Raw genomic sequence first — 16,830 nt, forward strand, 5'->3', positions numbered from 1 at the left:
ACGCCCCGTCCGGCCCTCCCGAGGGCGGACGGGGCGCACCGTCGCGCGCGAGTTCAGTCGAGCGGCACCCCGGCCCGCAGCGGGTCCCGCAGATCCGTGCCGTGCTCCAACCAGCGCTTCTCCAGGGCCTCGGCGCCGTGTACCCGCTTCCAGGCGGCCTCGTTGGGCGTCATCGGCAGCAGCGGCAGGAAGCGGACCGGCTCCATCGGCTCGTCGAGCGCGAGATCCTCGACGAGACCGCCGGACGAGGCGACCAGCACCGAGCTGAAGGCCGCGCCCGGCCACAGCGGCTCCCCCACGTCGAGCGAGGCGCCGGGAGCCACGATCACCCCCTCCACCTGCGGCGACGCGGCGAGCACGGCGAGCGGCCGGAGCACCTTGTCGGTGTCCGCACGGCCGCCGCGCACGGACAGCAGGAGTTCGGCGCGCGGCCCGCGCAGGGGATCGGCCAGGACGGCCGTGGGGTCGGCCATCGGCTGCGCGGACATCCCGAGCGTGGCGTAACGCACCACCCCGTTGTCCACGAAGCGGAGGACCTCGATACGGTCGGTCCCGAGAAACGTGACGGCGGCGCGCGCGTCCGGCTCGCCCAGAGTTGTCCGCAACCGGGCTTCGACCAGCTCAAGAACGTCAGACATGCCGTGAGCATAGGGCCGGTCGTCCGCCTCGCCGTCGCCCGTCCACGAGGTGCTCCGCGGCGCCCCGTTCTTCGTATGGAACAGGCAAAGCGGCGCGGCGGAGCGGCAGGCGGCTGATAGCCTTGCCGTCTGGTCAGGGAATGACGTCGTCCCCCAGCGGGGACCGGCCGGAGGAGGTGGGGCTGCGGTGGATCCGAGTCGACCGTGCAGTACCGATAGTTCTCCTGTCATCCCCCTCGCGCAGCGAATCTCCTGATCCGAGAGCTTCCGTACCCCGCCGTCCAGCGGCGAAACCAGGGAAGCACCTTTGCGCCGGAAGTAGATGACGGAAGAGCGCCTTCGACTCTTTGTTCCGTGTTTTCTGCGAACTGCCGTCAGTACCCCCGCACGGAGCGCCGCCCGCTTTGCGGACGTACGGCCGATGACGCCTCGTACGTCCACGTTCCGGGCAGCGCTGCGCCCCGCGCCCGCAGCTGACGGCCGGCCCGTGAAGGAGCCTGCCATGTCGATGATCCGTGACCTGCGTGCCGCCGTCCGCCCCGCCCGGCGCCGCGGTGACTCCCCGTACCCCTACGCCGCGTCCCCGACGAACTGCGCCAACAGCGCCATCGTGGACTGCGGCGTGTACCGCGAGGGCCGCCGGGTGAGTGAGCACGTCTCCCCTGCCGAGGCGATGGCGTCGGTACGGTCCGAGGGCGGCTTCGCCTGGATCGGGCTGCACGAGCCGACCGAGGCCGAATTCGCCGGTATCGCCCAGGAGTTCGGGCTGCACCCGCTCGCCGTCGAGGACGCCGTGCACGCGCACCAGCGGCCCAAGCTGGAGCGCTACGACGAGACCCTGTTCACGGTCTTCAAGACGGTGCACTACGTCGAGCACGCCGAGCTGACCGCGACCAGCGAGGTCGTGGAGACCGGCGAGGTGATGTGCTTCACCGGGCGGGACTTCATCGTGACCGTGCGGCACGGCGGCCAGGGCTCGCTGCGCGCGCTGCGGCACCGGCTGCAGGACGACCCGGAGCTGCTGGCCAAGGGGCCGTCCGCGGTGCTGCACGCGATCGCCGACCAGGTCGTCGACGGCTACATGGCGGTGGCCGGCGCGGTCCAGGACGACATCGACGAGGTGGAGATCGACGTCTTCAGCTCGGGCACCAACGGCAAAGGCTCCCCCAAGGGCGGCGACGCCGGGCGGATCTACCAACTCAAGCGTGAGGTACTGGAGTTCAAGCGCGCGGTGTCGCCGCTGCTGCGGCCGATGCAGCTGCTGAGCGAGCGGCCGATGCGGCTGGTCGACTCCGACATCCAGAAGTACTTCCGGGACGTCGCCGACCACCTGGCGCGGGTCAACGAGCAGGTGCTGTCCTTCGACGATCTGCTCAACTCCATCCTGCAGGCCAATCTCGCGCAGGCGGCCGTCGCGCAGAACGAGGACATGCGCAAGATCACGGCATGGGCGGCGATCTTCGCCGTCCCGACGATGATCGCCGGGATCTACGGCATGAACTTCGACTACATGCCCGAGCTGCACTGGAAGTTCGGCTACCCGGCCGTGCTGCTGGCGACGGTCGCCATCTGTTTCGGCATCCGCCGCGGGTTCAAGCGCAACGGGTGGCTGTGACCCGGTCCGCGGATCTCAGCGTCCGGGCGGCTCCGGGCCGCCCCGGACGGGGCCATTAGGCTGGCTCGTATGACGGAGACCGTGTCGCAGGCCCTGCAGGATCGGGCGCTCATCGAAGAGGCCACGAAGAAGTCCGGCCTCATCTGGGTGCGGGGAAGCGCGGGCCCGGCCCGGGCGCTGTGGCATCTGTGGCTCGACGGCGCCGCCTGCATCGTCGGGGACGGGCCCGGCGAACAGCCGCTGGCCGGCCTCGGGCTCACCGACGGCGGTACGGCGACGGTGACCGTCCGCAGCAAGGACAAGGGCGGCCGGCTGATCGTCTGGCAGGCCCGGGTCGTCGAGCCGGCGCCGGAGAGCGAGGCCTGGCGGGCCGCGGTCGACGAGCTCAAGGGCAAGCGGCTCAACGCTCCGGACGCGGACACCCTCACCGAGCGCTGGGCCCGGGAGTGCCGGGTGCTGCGCCTGGAGCCGACCGGCGAGGCCGGGCAGCGCCCCGGTCGAATGCCCGAGGACTCGCACGCCGTGCCGCCGCGGGCCACGCCCGCGATCACCCGGCGGCCCGTCCCGGCCGCGCTGCCGAAGCTGCTGCGGCGGGGACGCAAGGGCTGACGCCCGGCGCCCGCCCCCTCAGCCCTTGCCGATCTTGCTGCCGTAGTCCACGACCTGGCCACCGGCCGGGGCCTTCAGGTCCACGCGCTTGCCCCAGTCGTCGAGCCGGAGCACGCCCGCCCCGCCCGCGCGCTGCAGCCGCAGCGGGTAGGGGGTCCCGTCCAGCGAGACGTCCAGGGTGCCGCCCGCACCGCCTGAGGCAGCCAGCCGGATGGTGCGGACCCCGTCGACGTCGCTGCGGTCACCGGCCGTCAGCTTGCCGTGCAGCCCGAGCAGACCGGCGAGCAGCGTGTCCTTGTCGGTGAAGCCGCTGAAGCGCTTGTAGACCGGGTCCGCGGCGGGCACCTTGACGTACTTGCCGTCGAGCTTGCTCGCCGCCCCGCCCGAGGCGCCGCCCTTCTCACCGGCCCAGAAGGACGCGTCGGCCTTCAGGTAGAGCGCATCGCCGACCCGCAGCAGCTGGAAGGCCGCCGCCTTCGTGGTCAGCGCCCCCTTGGCGCCGTCCTTGGCCAGGCTCATGTCGAGCTTGTAGGTGCGGCCCTGGCTGACGACGTTGCCGGAGAGGTGCACCGTCCCGGCGCGCCGGGCCGCGGCCCGCGCCTTGGATTCGATCTTCGTGGGGGGCAGCTTTCCCAGGCCGTTGGTGCCCGCGTCCGGGTCCTCGCCGCCGCCGCAGCCCGTCAGCGCCGCGGCCAGTGCCGCGCAGACCGCCGCCACCAGCGCCGCCCGTCCCGTACGACGGGTTCCGGAGGGGGAACGGGGGCCGGCGCCCGGGGGGATTGCGCTCACGTCGGCTCTGCCTCCTGATGCGGGTGATCTCGACAGCAGTACGGCAGCGTACCTGGGACACGCAGGGTCGTCGGCGGGTGCGGGGCGGTCACCCTACGGCCTCTTCCCCCGGGGCGGCGCCGACCGGGGCGCGTTAGCCTGAACCCGGATTGATGCCGTATTCCGGACCTAACGGGAGAAAGGGCGGCGCTCGGCATGGCAGTCGTGACTCCCCGGGTCTTCGTCTCCCATCTCGCCGGCACCCCCGTCTTCGACCCCAACGGCGACCAGGTCGGCCGGCTGCGGGACCTCGTCGCGCTGCTCCGGGTCGGCCAGCGCCCGCCGCGGCTGCTCGGCGTGGTCGTCGAGGTGATCAGCCGACGCCGGATCTTCGTGCCGATGACCCGGGTGAGCGGTGTGGACTCCGGCCAGATCGTGATCACCGGCGTGGTCAACATGCGGCGCTTCGAGCAGCGCACGTCCGAGACGCTGGTCCTGGGCGAGCTGCTCGACCGGCGGGTACGGCTGGTGGAGACCGGCGAGGAGGTCACCGTCCTGGACGTCGGCATCACCCAGCTGCCCGCACGGCGCGACTGGGAGATCGAGAAGGTCTTCGTCCGCAAGGGCAAGGGCCGGGCGCTGCGCCGCAAGGGGGAGGCGCTGACCGTGGAGTGGTCGGCGGTGACCGGGTTCTCGCTGGAGGAGCACGGACAGGGCGCGGAGAGCCTGCTGGCCACCTTCGAGCAGCTGCGCCCGGCCGACCTGGCGGGCGTACTGCACCACCTCTCCCCCAAGCGGCGGGCCGAGGTCGCCGCCGCGCTCGACGACGACCGGCTCGCCGACGTCCTGGAGGAGCTGCCGGAGGACGACCAGGTCGAGATCCTCGGCAAGCTGAAGGACGAGCGGGCCGCCGACGTCCTGGAGGCGATGGACCCCGACGACGCCGCCGACCTGCTCTCCGAGCTGCCGGAGGAGGAGAAGGAGCGGCTGCTGGCGCTGATGCGGCCGGAGGAGGCCGCGGACGTGCGGCGGCTGATGGCGTACGAGGAGCGGACCGCGGGCGGGCTGATGACCACCGACCCGATCGTGCTGCGCCCGGACGCGACCGTCGCGGACGCGCTGGCCCGGGTGCGCGACCCGGACCTGTCCCCCGCGCTGGCCGCCCAGGTCTACGTCTGCCGGCCGCCCGACGAGACCCCCACCGGCAAGTACCTGGGGCTGGTGCACTTCCAACGGCTGCTGCGCGACCCGCCGTTCACCCTCGTCAGCTCGATCGCCGACACCGATCTGCCGGCCCTGCCGCCGGACACCCCGCTGCCGGAGGTGACCAGCTATCTGGCCGCGTACAACATGGTCGCCGCACCGGTCGTGGACGAGAGCGGGGCCCTGCTGGGCGCGGTCACCGTCGACGACGTGCTGGACCATCTGCTGCCGGACGACTGGCGCGAGGACGGGCTGCACGGCCCCGCGGCGGCCGGTCTGACCGGCGGCGGGAGCCTGGGGAAGGCCGCGAATGGGCGCTGAGGAGCGGGACGGCGGCAGGGAACGGTCGCGCGCGAACGGCGCCTCGGCGCTGCGCCGGGGCGCCACCGACCGGCCCCGGGTGCGTCTCGACCAGCCGCGCGCCCCACGCCGTACGTTCCTGCCGGAGTACGACCCGGAGGCGTTCGGACGGCTCTCGGAGAAGATCGCCCGCTTCCTGGGGACCGGCCGCTTCATCGTCTGGATGACCTTCACCATCATCCTGTGGGTCATCTGGAACACCACCGTGCCCGGCCCGCTGCGCTTCGACCGGTACCCGTTCATCTTCCTGACCCTGGCGCTGTCGCTGCAGGCCTCGTACGCGGCGCCGCTGATCCTGCTGGCCCAGAACCGCCAGGACGACCGCGACCGGGTCACCCACGAGCAGGACCGCAAGCAGAACGAGCGCTCCATCGCCGACACCGAGTACCTGACACGGGAGATCGCGGCGCTGCGGCTCGGCCTGGGCGAGGTCGCCACCCGCGACTGGCTGCGCTCCGAGCTCCAGGACCTGCAACGGGATCTGGAACAGCGGCAGCCGGCCGGCGCACAGAGTGATGAACGCGACCGCTGACGGCCTTACCGGAGGCCCCCTCATGAGCCGTACCATCGGGTCATGGCTACCGACACGCCCCCAGGCGCCACCCCGAGCGAGGACGCGATCCGCGAAGCGCTCGCGACGGTGAACGACCCCGAGATCCACCGCCCCATCACCGAGCTGGGGATGGTCAAATCGGTGGACATCGCGGCCGACGGCGCGGTGGCGGTCGTGGTCTACCTCACCGTCTCCGGCTGCCCGATGCGCGAGACGATCACCCGCACGGTGAGCGAGGCCGTCGAGCGGGTCGAGGGCGTCACCTCCGTCGCCGTCGAGCTGGACGTGATGAGCGACGAGCAGCGCAAGGAGCTGGCGTCGTCGCTGCGCGGCGGCACCGCCGAGCGCGAGGTCCCGTTCGCCCAGCCCGGTTCGCTGACCCGGGTGTACGCGGTCGCCTCCGGCAAGGGCGGCGTCGGCAAGTCGTCGGTGACGGTCAACCTCGCCGCGGCGATGGCGGCCGACGGGCTGAAGGTCGGTGTCGTGGACGCCGACATCTACGGCCACTCCGTGCCGCGGATGCTGGGCGCCGACGGCAAGCCCACCCAGGTCGAGAACATGATCATGCCGCCGTCGGCGAACGGCGTGAAGGTCATCTCGATCGGCATGTTCACCCCGGGCAACGCCCCGGTCGTCTGGCGCGGCCCGATGCTGCACCGCGCCCTCCAGCAGTTCCTCGCCGACGTCTACTGGGGCGACCTGGACGTCCTCCTCCTGGACCTGCCCCCGGGCACCGGCGACATCGCCATTTCGGTGGCGCAGCTGGTGCCGAACGCCGAGATCCTGGTGGTCACCACCCCGCAGCAGGCCGCCGCCGAGGTCGCCGAGCGGGCCGGTTCGATCGCCGTGCAGACCCACCAGAAGATCGTCGGCGTCGTGGAGAACATGTCCGGGCTGCCCTGCCCGCACTGCGACGAGATGGTCGATGTCTTCGGCACCGGCGGCGGCGAGCGGGTCGCCGAGGGCCTGACGAGGACGACCGGCACGCAGGTGCCGGTGCTCGGCGCCATCCCGATCGACGTCCGGCTGCGCGAGGGCGGCGACGAGGGCAAGCCGGTCGTGCTGACCGACCCCGACTCCCCCGCCGGGTCGGCGATCCGGTCGATCGCCGGCAAGCTGGGCGGCCGGCAGCGGGGCCTGTCCGGCATGTCGCTGGGGATCACTCCGCGCAACAAGTTCTGACGGCCGCGGGCCGCTGCGGGACGGGCGACCGTCCACGCCGGCTCCCGAGCACGACGAAGGGGCGGGCCCGTACGGGTCCGCCCCTTCGTGCTCGTTTCCGTTCAGTCCGCGTACGTGGTGAGGTCCTTGATCACCGAGAAACCCAGCCCGTAGGCGCTCATCCCGCGCCCGTAGGCGCCGATGTGCACCCCCTCGGGGCCCTCGTTCGCCGAACCCGCCAGCACCCAGCCGTACTCGGACTCGCGATAGGCGAACGAGGTGGGCACGCCGTCCACCGGCAGCATCAGCTCGCTCCAGCTCCCGCCGCCGAGGTCGTCGGCCAGCTCCCAGGCGAGCATCGTCTGCTGGTCCAGCCAGTCCTGGCGCAGCGACCGGTCCATCTGGGTCGGCCAGGTCTGGGCGAGCAGCCCGGAGCCCGCGAGCCAGGCGGCCGTCGAGACCGAGGTCGCCTCCAGTACGCCGGTGCCGTCGCCGCTGCGCCGTACGGGGCGGCTGGCGACCGTCACCACCACCGCGAACCGCTCGTCCTGCGGCGGCTCCACCTTGATGGTCGGCTCCTCGCCGTGCCCCGTGGCGCCGTGCTCGACGGTGCCGTCGGCGGCCGCCCCGACCCGCATCAGCCAGCGCGGACCGGTGAACGCCTCGTCGAGGCCGTACCACGGGAATGCGGCCAGCAGATAGCCGTCGACCTTCCGGCCGGCTTCGGCGGCCGCCTCGTGTGTCGCTGACGGACTCGTCGTCTCCATCTGCGCGAAGCCTCCTAGTTGCCCTGCGTCGTGGGCGGCCCGCCCCCCTCAGGCGACCGAACCCCGGACAACCGGAGCATAGCCATAGGCGTCAACACAGCCGGTCATATCATGTGGTCAGGTGGCGTCCGCGTCGAACGGCGGACGCTCGCCGGGCTCCGGCTCCTGAGGCTTCTTTCGCAGGTCAGGGGTGCCGGCGGAGGCGGCCGGGGACCCCTTGGACAGGCTCGGACCTGAGCCGTTCGAGGGCGTGGCGGACGACGCGCCGTCGTGGCCGTTGACGGCGTCGGTGACCTCTGCCATCTCCTTCTTCAGGTCGAAGCCGTTACGGATCTCCTGAAGGTCCTTGAGGCCGTACTCGTCCTTCTCCAGGACGTGCTTGCGTACGAAGTTCTTGGGCTTGAGGTCCTCGAACTCGAAGTCCTTGAACTCCGGCCCCAGCTCGCTGCGGATGTCCTCCTTGGCGCTGTCGGAGAACGCCCGCACTTTGCGGATGAAGGTCATGACGTCCTGGATGACCTTGGGGAGCTTGTCCGGACCGAAGATGAGCACGGCAAGGATCACGAGCGCGACCAGCTCGAGGGGTCCTATGTCGAAGAACACCGTGCAGCTCCTTGGGTATCCGCGGCCTTCGTAGGCCTTTGGGCCAGGCCGCCTCTCACCGTACCTGGCCCCGTACGTCAGACGGGAGTCGCCCGCACCAACACCATGCAAACGATCAGCCGGTGCTGGAAGAACCCAGACTGAGCCGAACGGACCGTTCCTTGCCGCCCCTTTGGAGGGTCAGCGCGAGGGTGTCGCCCGGCCGGTGGCTGCGGATCTTGACGATCAGCTCCTGGCCGCTGTGCACGGGGGCGCCGTCCACCTCGGTGATCACATCGCCGGCCTTGATCCCGGCCTTGGCACCGGGGCCGCCCGGGGCGACCGGCTGCTTGCCGTCCTTGCTGTGCTCGCTGACCCGCGCCCCGTCACCGGCGTACTCCATCTCCAGCGTCACGCCGATCACCGGGTGGGTCGCCTTCCCGGTGTTGATCAGCTCCTCGGCCACCCGCTTGGCCTGGTTGATCGGTATGGCGAAGCCCAGCCCTATGCTGCCGCCCTGGGCTCCGCCTTCCAGGCCGCCGCCGCTGTCGGCCGCGCGGATGGCGCTGTTGATGCCGATCACCCGCGCCCTGGTGTCGACCAGCGGGCCGCCGGAGTTGCCCGGGTTGATGGGGGCGTCGGTCTGCAGCGCGTCCACGTACGACACATCGCTGCCGTCGCCCTTCTGGCCGCCCGCGGTGATCGGGCGCTGCTTGGCGCTGATGATCCCGGAGGTGACGGTGTTGGCGAGGTCGAACGGGGCGCCGATCGCCACCACGGGGTCGCCGACCCGCACCGCGTCGGAGTTGCCGAGGGGCAGCGGCCGCAGCCCCGTCACGCCCTCCACCTGGACGACCGCGAGGTCGTAGCCGCCGTCCCGGCCGACGACCCGGGCCTTGGCCGTCTGGCCGCCGCTGAAGGTCACCGAGATCTCGCCGCCGGTGGCGGCCGGTTCGACGACGTGGTTGTTGGTGAGGATGTGCCCCTGGTGGTCGAGGACGAAGCCGGTGCCGGTGCCCTGTTCGGCGCTGCCCCGGACATGGATCGTGACCACGCCGGGCAGCGCGGCCTGCGCGATCCCGGCGACGCTGTCGGGCTTGCGGCCGCCCTCGTCCCCGCCGGCCTGCGGCAGCCGGATGTCGTTGATCCCGCCGTAGCGCTCGACGTAGGCGCCGACGCCGCCGCCGATGCCGCCCGCGAGCAGCGCGAGCGCCACCGCGGCGGCGACCACCGGCCCTCGGCGGCGGGCAGGCGGCGGGGCGACGGGTCCGCCCTGCAGCGGCGCGCTCCAGGGGTCGTACTGCTGCCAGGCGCCGTGCGGTGCGGCGGGGTGGCCCGCGGCCGGGGGCGCTGCGGGGTCGCCGGGCGCGGCCGAGAGCGGCTGCGGTCCGGCGGGGTCCAGGGAGGCGGGGTGCGGGGCGTTCGGCTGGGGGGCGGACGGCTGGGGGGCGGTGTCGTGCGGCCCGGTGGCCGGCGGGACCGCGGTGCCGTGTGCGGGTGTCGCCACCGGCCGCTGTACGGGCGGCGCGGGCGCCCACGGGCCGGGGCCGCCGTAGGGAGGGGTGCCGTAGGGGTCCTCGTCGTGCAGCGGCCGCTGCCGCCGTGGCGCCGCGGCCGGGCCGCCGGCCGTCACCGACGCGAGGGGCGAGGCCTCGGCGGAGGCCGGAGCCGTCGCCGCGGTCGTCGTCGTACCGTCCGGGTCCGCCGGCCGCGGACCGGCCGTCGCCCCGTCCCGCGCTCCCTCGGCCACCTTGCCGAGCGTCACGGTCGACGGCTCCCGGCGCGCACCGGCCGTCCCGTCTCCGCGGGCCCCGGTGGCGTCCTGAGCCGTGGCGTCCGCGCCCGTGCCGCCCGGAACCGTGGCCAACTCGGCGTTTTCCGTGGCCCTTTCGGCTGAAACCTCACCCTCGGACGGCTCCGGAACTTCACGCTCCGCCATGCCGTTGCGCGGCTCCGGCGGACGCATGAGCCAGTCCTCCGTGCCCTGCGCCTCGGATGTGCCGGACGCCTCGGCCGGTGCCCCCGCCGCCGGACCGGCCTCGGCCGAGGGTTCCGTGCGCGCGGTGCCTCCCGGGCGGCTCCACCACTTCAGCTTCGGCCCGGCGGCCTTACCGTCGTCCATGCTCTCCCCAGAATTCGCCCGCGGTCCTGCGCGGGCCACCACCACCTCGCGGCATACGCCCGCTCAGGGGTGCGCCGCCCAGAGGGATTCAACCAGTTCCGCGCGGGGCTGCGCAGGGGACGGTCAACGCTGGGCGGGGGTTGAGCCATGTACGGGCGGGCCGGCCGTGGCGGCGGGGCCGCTCAGCGGGCGCATGGGCTCCAGGGGTGAGAGCGGGGGCGGGTTCTTCCGCACGGGAGGTCCGCCGGTGGCCGGCGTCAGGGGCGGGAAGTCGTACGCCGTGACCGGACCGGTCGCGGCTATCAGCGGCGACAGCCCGAATCCGCCGGCCGGCGCGGAGTACGACGGGGTGGGGGGCGCCGCACCGGGGCCGTACAGGGTCATGGCGCTGGGGGCCGGGGCCAGGGTCGGACCGCCGGACGACGGCCGGCCGTCCACCCGGGAAGGGCCGGCGGGGAAGGGGTCACCGCGGAACAGCACATCGCTGTCGGCCGCGGGGCTGACGCTGAGCGGGGTGACGGTGCTGCCGCTGCCGTCGGCGCGTCCGCCGGGCAGATCGGCGGCCGCCTCCAGCGGGAGGGCGCCGCCCAGCGCAATGGCCGCGAGGGAGACCGCACCGGCCGCCGCGAAGGCGAACCGGCGCCGCTGACCGGGCCGTTCGGCCTCGTGGACACGGATGCCGCGGGCACGGGGCTGGGGGGCGATGCCGGCCAGGGCATGGCCGTGGCCCGGGGAGGCGACATAGGAGAACGCGCCGCTGTCCCGGGCGAAGTCGCCCCGTCCGAAGCTGCCGTTGCCGAGCCGGCTGCCGGGACCGTCCGGGTCACCGCCGGGCAACTGCTGCAGGCGCGCCAGCAGGCCCTCGGACGGGCCGGGAGGCGCGGTCTGGGCGAAGACAGTCTTCAGCCGACGCTGAGCGTCGGCCTCCGCCTTGCACTTGCCGCAGGTCGCAAGATGCGCGAGCACCCGCTCGCGCGCGTCATGCCCCAACTCGCCGTCGACCAGGGCCGCGAGGCGGTCGCCGAGGTGCGCCTCGGCGGGGGACGGACCGCCGCTGCCGCTCACGCGATTCCGACCTCCCCCGTGGGCACCACGGCCAGCGACCGCCGCTGCTCGCGCTCTTCGGCGCGGGTGGCCGGGGCGCGGTGCTTGAGGGACTTGCGCAGATGCGAGCGGCCACGGTGGATCCGGCTGCGGACCGTACCGAGCTTGACGCCGAGCGTCGCGGCGATCTCCTCGTACGACAGCCCCTCGATGTCGCACAGCACCACGGCGGCCCGGAACTCGGGCGCGAGGGTGTCCAGCGCATGCTGCACATCGGCGTCGAAGTGGGTGTCGTTGAAGTGCTGCTGCGGGGAGGGCTCCCGGCTGGGGAGGCGCTCCGCGGCGTCGTCACCGAGCGCATCGAAGCGGATACGCTGACGGCGCCGGACCATGTCCAGGAAGAGGTTGGTCGTGATGCGGTGCAGCCAGCCCTCGAACGTGCCGGGGGTGTACGTCGACAGGGAGCGGAAGACGCGGACGAACACTTCCTGGGTGAGGTCCTCGGCGTCGTGCTGATTGCCGGTGAGGCGGTAGGCGAGGCGGTAGACCCGTGCGCTGTGGGTGCTGACGATCTCCTCCCAGCTGGGCGGAGTCCACGCCTGGGCATCCGCGTCTGCGGCAAAGGTCGCGGTCGTTGCGGAGTCGGCGGTCCCCCCACTCGAGCGAAGTCGAGAGTGGGGGAGGAAACGGTCAGCGGTGTTGGTCACGGATTTCGGCTCGGCGAACGACCTTTTCAAGCGCCTCAGCACTCGACGGTCACCCGTCGCAGCCGCACCTCCCCTGGTGGCTCTGGTGGTGTCCAGTAGAGCCCCTACCATATCCACCTCGCCCGTTAGCTCCGGATAAGCAGTTTTGACCTGCATTTGGTCCTGCTTCTGGTCTTGCTGCGTGTCTCGCGCGGTCTTCACCGGTGCGTCCCCCCGTCACCCTTCCACCCCTCCTCAACGCCCGGTCCCATCTGCGAGTTCCCGCGTCCAGCGGATACAGTCACGGTTGCGTCAACTACGGGGACAGGAGAGGGCCATTACCGGCAACCGGCAGACGAGCTTGGCATTCGCCGAGGCGTACGGCGCCGGGACCATCGACGACAACGCCGAGGCCGCCCTGAGCTGGGCACGTGACCGTGCGCAGGAGGCCGGCATCCGTACGGTGACCAACGGCACCGGCGCGGCCCTGCGCCTGCTCGCCGCCGCCGCGGACGCCAAGGCCGTCGCCGAGATCGGCACCGGCACGGGCGTGTCGGGCGTCCATCTCCTGCACGGCATGCGGCCCGACGGGGTGCTGACCACCGTGGACCTCGAACCCGAGCGGCAGGCGTTCGCCAAGCAGGCGTTCCGCGCCGCGGGCTTCGCCGGCAACCGCGCCCGCTTCATCCCCGGCCGCGCCCTGGACGTCCTGCCCCGCCTCGCGGACGGCGGCTACGACTTGGTCTTCTGCGACGGCGACCTGATGGAGTGCTTGGAGTACCTCGCTGAATCGTTGCGTCTGCTGCGCCCCGGCGGCCTGGTCTGCTTCGAGGGCGTCTTCGCGGACGGCCGTACGGTCGACTCGGCGGTGCAGCCCGCGGAGGTGCTGCGGCTGCGGGAGCTGCTGCGGGCCGTACGGGAGAGCACGGCACTGGTACCGGCCCTGCTGCCGGTCGGCGACGGACTGCTCTGCGCGGTCAAACGCAGCTGACCCGCCCCGGCGCGCCGGGTACGAAACGGCCCCGGCATGCGGCGCGCAGGATGTGCGCGCCGCATGCCGGGGCCGGGGTAATTCGGCTGGGGATACCGGGGTCAGCCCCGGGAAACCGCCGGTTGCGCCGCCCTTGTCAGACGGTGACCTTGTCCAGGGCCTCACCCAGGGCCTTGGCTTCGTCGGGGGTCAGCTCGACGACGAGCCGCCCGCCGCCTTCGAGCGGAACGCGCATGACGATGCCCCGCCCCTCCTTGGTCACCTCGAGCGGGCCGTCGCCCGTCCGCGGCTTCATGGCCGCCATGCTCGTTCCCCTTCCTGAAACCAGCTCATCTCAGCCGACGGCCCGAATAGGCACGTGTCACCGGCATCGAACACATTGCTTCCAGGCCATTATCCCGCATCGAACGACCCGATGACCAACATCGGGCAGCTTCCCTTCGGCAAGGTGCTCCCGCAAACCCCCTCAATTCGGGGAGGGGGCTGCAATACTCCGCCGACCGCCGTCCTCCGACGCGCCCGCAATCTTTGACGTACGTCACATGCCGGGGCCCGATGATCTCCGGCATCCTGAGCGCTGACTGCCGCTGCCGAGCAGTCCGAGCCGCGACGGAGGGGACTCCCACTATGGCCGACACCGTGCTCTACGACGTGACCGACGGGCTGGCGACGATCACGCTCAACCGCCCCGACGCGATGAACGCGCTGAACATCGAGGCGAAGGTCCTGCTGCGGGACACCCTGAAGGAGGCCGCCACCGATCCGGCCGTACGGGCCGTTCTGCTGACCGCCACCGGGCGCGCCTTCTGCGTCGGGCAGGACCTCAAGGAGCACATCGGCCTGCTGGCCGAGGACCGGGCCACCGGTTCCGGCGCCACCATGAACACCGTGCGTGAGCACTACAACCCGATCGTGACGGCGCTGGCCGGGATGCCCAAGCCCGTGGTCGCAGGCGTGAACGGGGTCGCCGCGGGCGCCGGTGCGGGCTTTGCGATGGCGGCCGACTACCGCGTGGTCGCCGACTCCGCGTCCTTCAACACCTCCTTCGCGGGCGTCGCGCTGACCGCCGACTCCGGGATGTCCTGGACGCTGCCCCGGCTGATCGGGCATGGCCGAGCCGCCGATCTGCTGCTCTTCCCCCGCAACATCAGCGCCCAGGAGGCGTACGACCTGGGCATCGCGACCAAGGTGGTGCCGGCCGGGGAGCTGGCCGACCAGGCCGCGGCCGTCGCCCGCCGGCTGGCCCAGGGCCCGACCGCCGCCTATGCGGCGATCAAGGAATCGCTGGCCTACGGGGCGGGGCACTCGCTCGCCGAGACGCTCGGCAAGGAGGACGAGCTGCAGGGCCGCGCCGGGGCGTCGGAGGACCATCAGATCGCGGTCGAGGCCTTCGTGAAGAAGGAGAAGCCGGTCTTCCTGGGGCGCTGAGTCCGGCGCTGACGGCCGGCGCTGGGCTGCCGGGTGATCGGCCGCCGCCCGACTGCTGGGTGACCGGCCACCTCCGGGCTGCCCCGTGAGCGGCCACCGCCGGCCGTCCCGGCTCCCGCTGCCCGCCCGGTGCCGCCCGCCCGGCCCGGGTCAGCCGGCCGCCGCGTCCACAGCCCGGCGGACATGGCACTCCGCAAGATGGTCGTTGACCAGGCCGCACGCCTGCATCATCGCGTACGCGGTGGTCGGGCCGACGAAGCGGAAGCCGCGCTTCTTGAGGTCCTTGGCGAGCGCCGTCGACTCCGGGGTCACCGGCAGCACCTCGTCGACGGTGCGCGGCACCGGCCGGCCGGTCCGGTCGGGGGCGTAGGACCAGATCAGGTCGTCGAGTTCACCGGGGGCCAGCCCGGCGGCGATCTTGGCGTTGCCTATCGTCGCGGCGATCTTGGCGCGGTTGCGGATGATGCCGGGGTCGGCGAGCAGCCGCTCGGCGTCCGCGTCCGTGAACCGCGCGACCTCCGGGATGCGGAAGCCGGCGAACGCGGCGCGGAAGCCGGGGCGGCGCCGCAGGATCGTGATCCACGAGAGCCCGGACTGGAACGCCTCCAGGCTCATCCGCTCGAAGAGGGCGTCGTCCCCATGGACCGGCAGGCCCCATTCGGTGTCGTGGTAGGCGCGGTAGTCGGCCATCTGCGGCGACTCCATGCCCCACGGGCAGCGCGGAATGCCGTCCGGTTCGCGCACCACCCCACTCATGCCCGGTCCTCGCCTTCCGGGGACGCGGGGGCGTCGGGCCCGTCCGCGGACGTCCGGCCGTCGGAGCCCTCTCCCCGCTCCTGCACCGGCCCCAGCACGGGCGGGCCGTCCTGTATGAGCCCCGGGCCGCCCATCGCGGAGGCGTGCGCTCCGGCGAGCGCCGCCTCCAGCTCGGCGATCCGGGCGTCGCGCTCGGCCAGCTCGGCGCCGAGGCGGTCCAGGACGTCGTCGACGTCGTTCATGCGGTAACCACGGACGGTCACCGGAAGCCGGACGGCCTCCACATCGGCGCGACCCAGCGGGCGGTCCCCCGGCAGCGGGTCATGCAGCCGGTCCGGCTCGGAATCCCGCAGCCCGCCGCCGTCACCACCGCCGACGACCACGAGCGTGACCGCGGCCACCACCACGACCATCGCGATCAGCAAGAACCAGAACACGACCAACTCCCCGGACTATGTGCCTGCACTGATCGTGCCATGCGGGTGTGACAGTTAGGGTCGCTCCCGGACCACGGAGAGGGAGTGCGGGAATGCTGCGGCTGGGGAATCGCGAGTTCGGGGCGCACGAGCCGGTGATCATGGCGATCGTCAACCGGACGCCGGACTCGTTCTACGATCAGGGCGCCACGTTCCGTGACGAGCCCGCGCTGGCCCGCGTGGAGCAGGCCGTGGCCGACGGCGCCGCGATCATCGACATCGGCGGCGTCAAGGCCGGTCCCGGCGAGGAGGTCACCGCCGAGGAGGAGGCCCGCCGCACGGTCGGGTTCGTGGCCGAGGTCCGCAAGCGCTTCCCCGATGTGGTGATCAGCGTCGACACCTGGCGGCACGAGGTCGGCGAGGCGGTCTGCGAGGCCGGCGCGGATCTGCTCAACGATGCCTGGGGCGGCGTCGACCCGCGGCTCGCCGAGGTCGCGGCGCGCTATGACGTCGGCCTGGTCTGCACCCACGCGGGCGGCGTCGAGCCGCGTACCCGCCCGCACCGGGTGACGTACGACGACGTGATGGCCGACATCCTGCGGGTGACGCTCGGACTGGCCGAGCGGGCCGTGGAGTTGGGCGTCCGGCGGGACGCGATCCTGATCGATCCGGGGCACGACTTCGGCAAGAACACCCGGCACAGCCTGGAGGCGACCCGGCGGCTGGGCGAAATGGCCACGGCCGTTCCCCGGGCTCTCGGCTTCGCTCGCGCGGGGGACACCCCCTTGCCGGTGCTGGTGTCGCTGTCCAACAAGGACTTCGTCGGCGAGACGCTCGACCGGCCGGTCAAGGAGCGGGTGCTCGGCACCCTGGCGACCACCGCCGTCTCCGCCTGGCTGGGCGCTCAGGTCTACCGCGTCCACGAGGTCGCCGAGACCCGCCAGGTGCTGGACATGGTGGCTTCGATCGCCGGCCACCGGCCCCCGGCGGTCGCCCGCCGGGGCCTGGCCTGACGTTGGCGCCCCTTGAGGACGGCGCCTCTTGAGGGCGGCGCCCCTTAGGGCTCGTGCGAACAGATGCCGTAGGGGATGCCTGCGCCCCCTGCGGGGCCATAACACGCTGGGGGACGGC

General features: G+C 72.6%; 18 protein-coding genes. 8 read left to right on the top strand and 10 right to left on the bottom strand.

What is annotated here, in order from left to right; translation table 11 throughout:
- Positions 1–53: 53 nt before the first annotated feature.
- Positions 54–638, bottom strand: coding sequence for a suppressor of fused domain protein (locus CPH93_RS11420; protein ID WP_006603274.1), 585 nt, complete (start codon positions 636–638; stop codon positions 54–56).
- Positions 639–1,140: 502 nt separating this feature from the next.
- On the opposite strand from CPH93_RS11420, the gene CPH93_RS11425 reads away from it, so the two are divergent.
- Both CPH93_RS11425 and CPH93_RS11430 read left to right on the top strand, forming a co-directional pair.
- Positions 1,141–2,253 carry a magnesium and cobalt transport protein CorA gene (locus CPH93_RS11425; RefSeq protein WP_093485051.1) on the top strand — a complete coding sequence of 371 codons (1,113 nt, stop codon included), beginning with the start codon at positions 1,141–1,143 and terminating at the stop codon, positions 2,251–2,253.
- A 69-nt stretch (positions 2,254–2,322) separates the two neighbouring features.
- The gene (locus CPH93_RS11430) at positions 2,323–2,862 is read left to right on the top strand and encodes a hypothetical protein (RefSeq protein ID WP_096212710.1); all 540 of its coding nucleotides are present in this window, start codon (positions 2,323–2,325) and stop codon (positions 2,860–2,862) included.
- 18 nt (positions 2,863–2,880) lie between these two features.
- Here CPH93_RS11430 and CPH93_RS11435 read toward each other — a convergent pair whose 3' ends face one another.
- Positions 2,881–3,651, bottom strand: coding sequence for a hypothetical protein (locus tag CPH93_RS11435; RefSeq protein ID WP_096212711.1), 771 nt, complete (start codon positions 3,649–3,651; stop codon positions 2,881–2,883).
- A 195-nt stretch (positions 3,652–3,846) separates the two neighbouring features.
- Here CPH93_RS11435 and CPH93_RS11440 point away from each other — a divergent pair, with 195 nt between their 5' ends.
- Genes CPH93_RS11440 through CPH93_RS11450 form a run of 3 tightly spaced genes read left to right on the top strand, consistent with a single transcriptional unit; the run spans position 3,847 to position 6,928 of the window.
- A complete protein-coding gene (locus tag CPH93_RS11440; RefSeq protein ID WP_096212713.1) occupies positions 3,847–5,154 on the top strand; it encodes a magnesium transporter MgtE N-terminal domain-containing protein in 1,308 nt (435 codons plus the stop codon).
- Complete coding sequence (locus CPH93_RS11445) at positions 5,144–5,725, top strand: DUF1003 domain-containing protein (RefSeq protein ID WP_093485047.1); 582 nt, start codon at positions 5,144–5,146, stop codon at positions 5,723–5,725. The genes CPH93_RS11440 and CPH93_RS11445 overlap by 11 nt, the downstream gene beginning before the upstream one ends.
- Before the next feature lie 42 nt (positions 5,726–5,767).
- Positions 5,768–6,928, top strand: a complete 1,161-nt coding sequence (locus CPH93_RS11450) for an Mrp/NBP35 family ATP-binding protein (RefSeq protein WP_096212714.1) — start codon at positions 5,768–5,770, stop codon at positions 6,926–6,928.
- Between the two features lie 101 nt (positions 6,929–7,029).
- On the opposite strand, the gene CPH93_RS11455 is transcribed toward CPH93_RS11450, so the two are convergent.
- From CPH93_RS11455 to sigE, 5 genes are all read right to left on the bottom strand, one after another.
- Complete coding sequence (locus CPH93_RS11455; RefSeq protein WP_096212716.1) at positions 7,030–7,674, bottom strand: hypothetical protein; 645 nt, start codon at positions 7,672–7,674, stop codon at positions 7,030–7,032.
- 117 nt (positions 7,675–7,791) lie between these two features.
- Positions 7,792–8,277, bottom strand: coding sequence for a sec-independent translocase (locus CPH93_RS11460; RefSeq protein WP_093485044.1), 486 nt, complete (start codon positions 8,275–8,277; stop codon positions 7,792–7,794).
- A gap of 115 nt (positions 8,278–8,392) precedes the next feature.
- Complete coding sequence (locus CPH93_RS11465; protein ID WP_096212717.1) at positions 8,393–10,378, bottom strand: trypsin-like peptidase domain-containing protein; 1,986 nt, start codon at positions 10,376–10,378, stop codon at positions 8,393–8,395.
- A gap of 123 nt (positions 10,379–10,501) precedes the next feature.
- Positions 10,502–11,443: an anti-sigma factor family protein gene (locus tag CPH93_RS11470; RefSeq protein WP_096212719.1), complete on the bottom strand. Its 942-nt coding sequence runs from the start codon at positions 11,441–11,443 to the stop codon at positions 10,502–10,504.
- Positions 11,440–12,129, bottom strand: a complete 690-nt coding sequence (gene sigE, locus CPH93_RS11475) for an RNA polymerase sigma factor SigE (RefSeq protein ID WP_006603286.1) — start codon at positions 12,127–12,129, stop codon at positions 11,440–11,442. The genes CPH93_RS11470 and sigE overlap by 4 nt, the downstream gene beginning before the upstream one ends.
- Positions 12,130–12,469: 340 nt before the next feature.
- On the opposite strand from sigE, the gene CPH93_RS11480 reads away from it, so the two are divergent.
- Positions 12,470–13,099, top strand: coding sequence for an O-methyltransferase (locus tag CPH93_RS11480; protein WP_093485041.1), 630 nt, complete (start codon positions 12,470–12,472; stop codon positions 13,097–13,099).
- Between the two features lie 136 nt (positions 13,100–13,235).
- On the opposite strand, the gene CPH93_RS11485 is transcribed toward CPH93_RS11480, so the two are convergent.
- Positions 13,236–13,403, bottom strand: a complete 168-nt coding sequence (locus CPH93_RS11485) for a DUF3117 domain-containing protein (RefSeq protein ID WP_006603288.1) — start codon at positions 13,401–13,403, stop codon at positions 13,236–13,238.
- 323 nt (positions 13,404–13,726) lie between these two features.
- Between CPH93_RS11485 and CPH93_RS11490 the strand changes: the two genes are divergently transcribed.
- Entirely contained in the window at positions 13,727–14,527 is an 801-nt protein-coding gene (locus tag CPH93_RS11490) for an enoyl-CoA hydratase/isomerase family protein (protein ID WP_096212720.1), read from the top strand.
- 150 nt (positions 14,528–14,677) lie between these two features.
- Here the strand turns inward: CPH93_RS11490 and CPH93_RS11495 are convergent, their stop codons facing one another.
- Together CPH93_RS11495 and CPH93_RS11500 are read right to left on the bottom strand one after the other, a co-directional pair.
- Positions 14,678–15,283: a DNA-3-methyladenine glycosylase I gene (locus CPH93_RS11495; RefSeq protein ID WP_093485039.1), complete on the bottom strand. Its 606-nt coding sequence runs from the start codon at positions 15,281–15,283 to the stop codon at positions 14,678–14,680.
- On the bottom strand, positions 15,280–15,720 hold the full coding sequence (locus CPH93_RS11500; protein ID WP_096212722.1) for a DivIVA domain-containing protein: 441 nt from the start codon (positions 15,718–15,720) through the stop codon (positions 15,280–15,282). The genes CPH93_RS11495 and CPH93_RS11500 overlap by 4 nt, the downstream gene beginning before the upstream one ends.
- Before the next feature lie 92 nt (positions 15,721–15,812).
- Here CPH93_RS11500 and folP point away from each other — a divergent pair, with 92 nt between their 5' ends.
- Positions 15,813–16,712 carry a dihydropteroate synthase gene (gene folP, locus CPH93_RS11505; RefSeq protein ID WP_093485037.1) on the top strand — a complete coding sequence of 300 codons (900 nt, stop codon included), beginning with the start codon at positions 15,813–15,815 and terminating at the stop codon, positions 16,710–16,712.
- Positions 16,713–16,830 lie beyond the last annotated feature (118 nt).

The sequence above is a fragment of the Streptomyces sp. 2323.1 genome (assembly GCF_900221035.1).
Lineage (GTDB): Bacteria > Actinomycetota > Actinomycetes > Streptomycetales > Streptomycetaceae > Streptomyces > Streptomyces sioyaensis.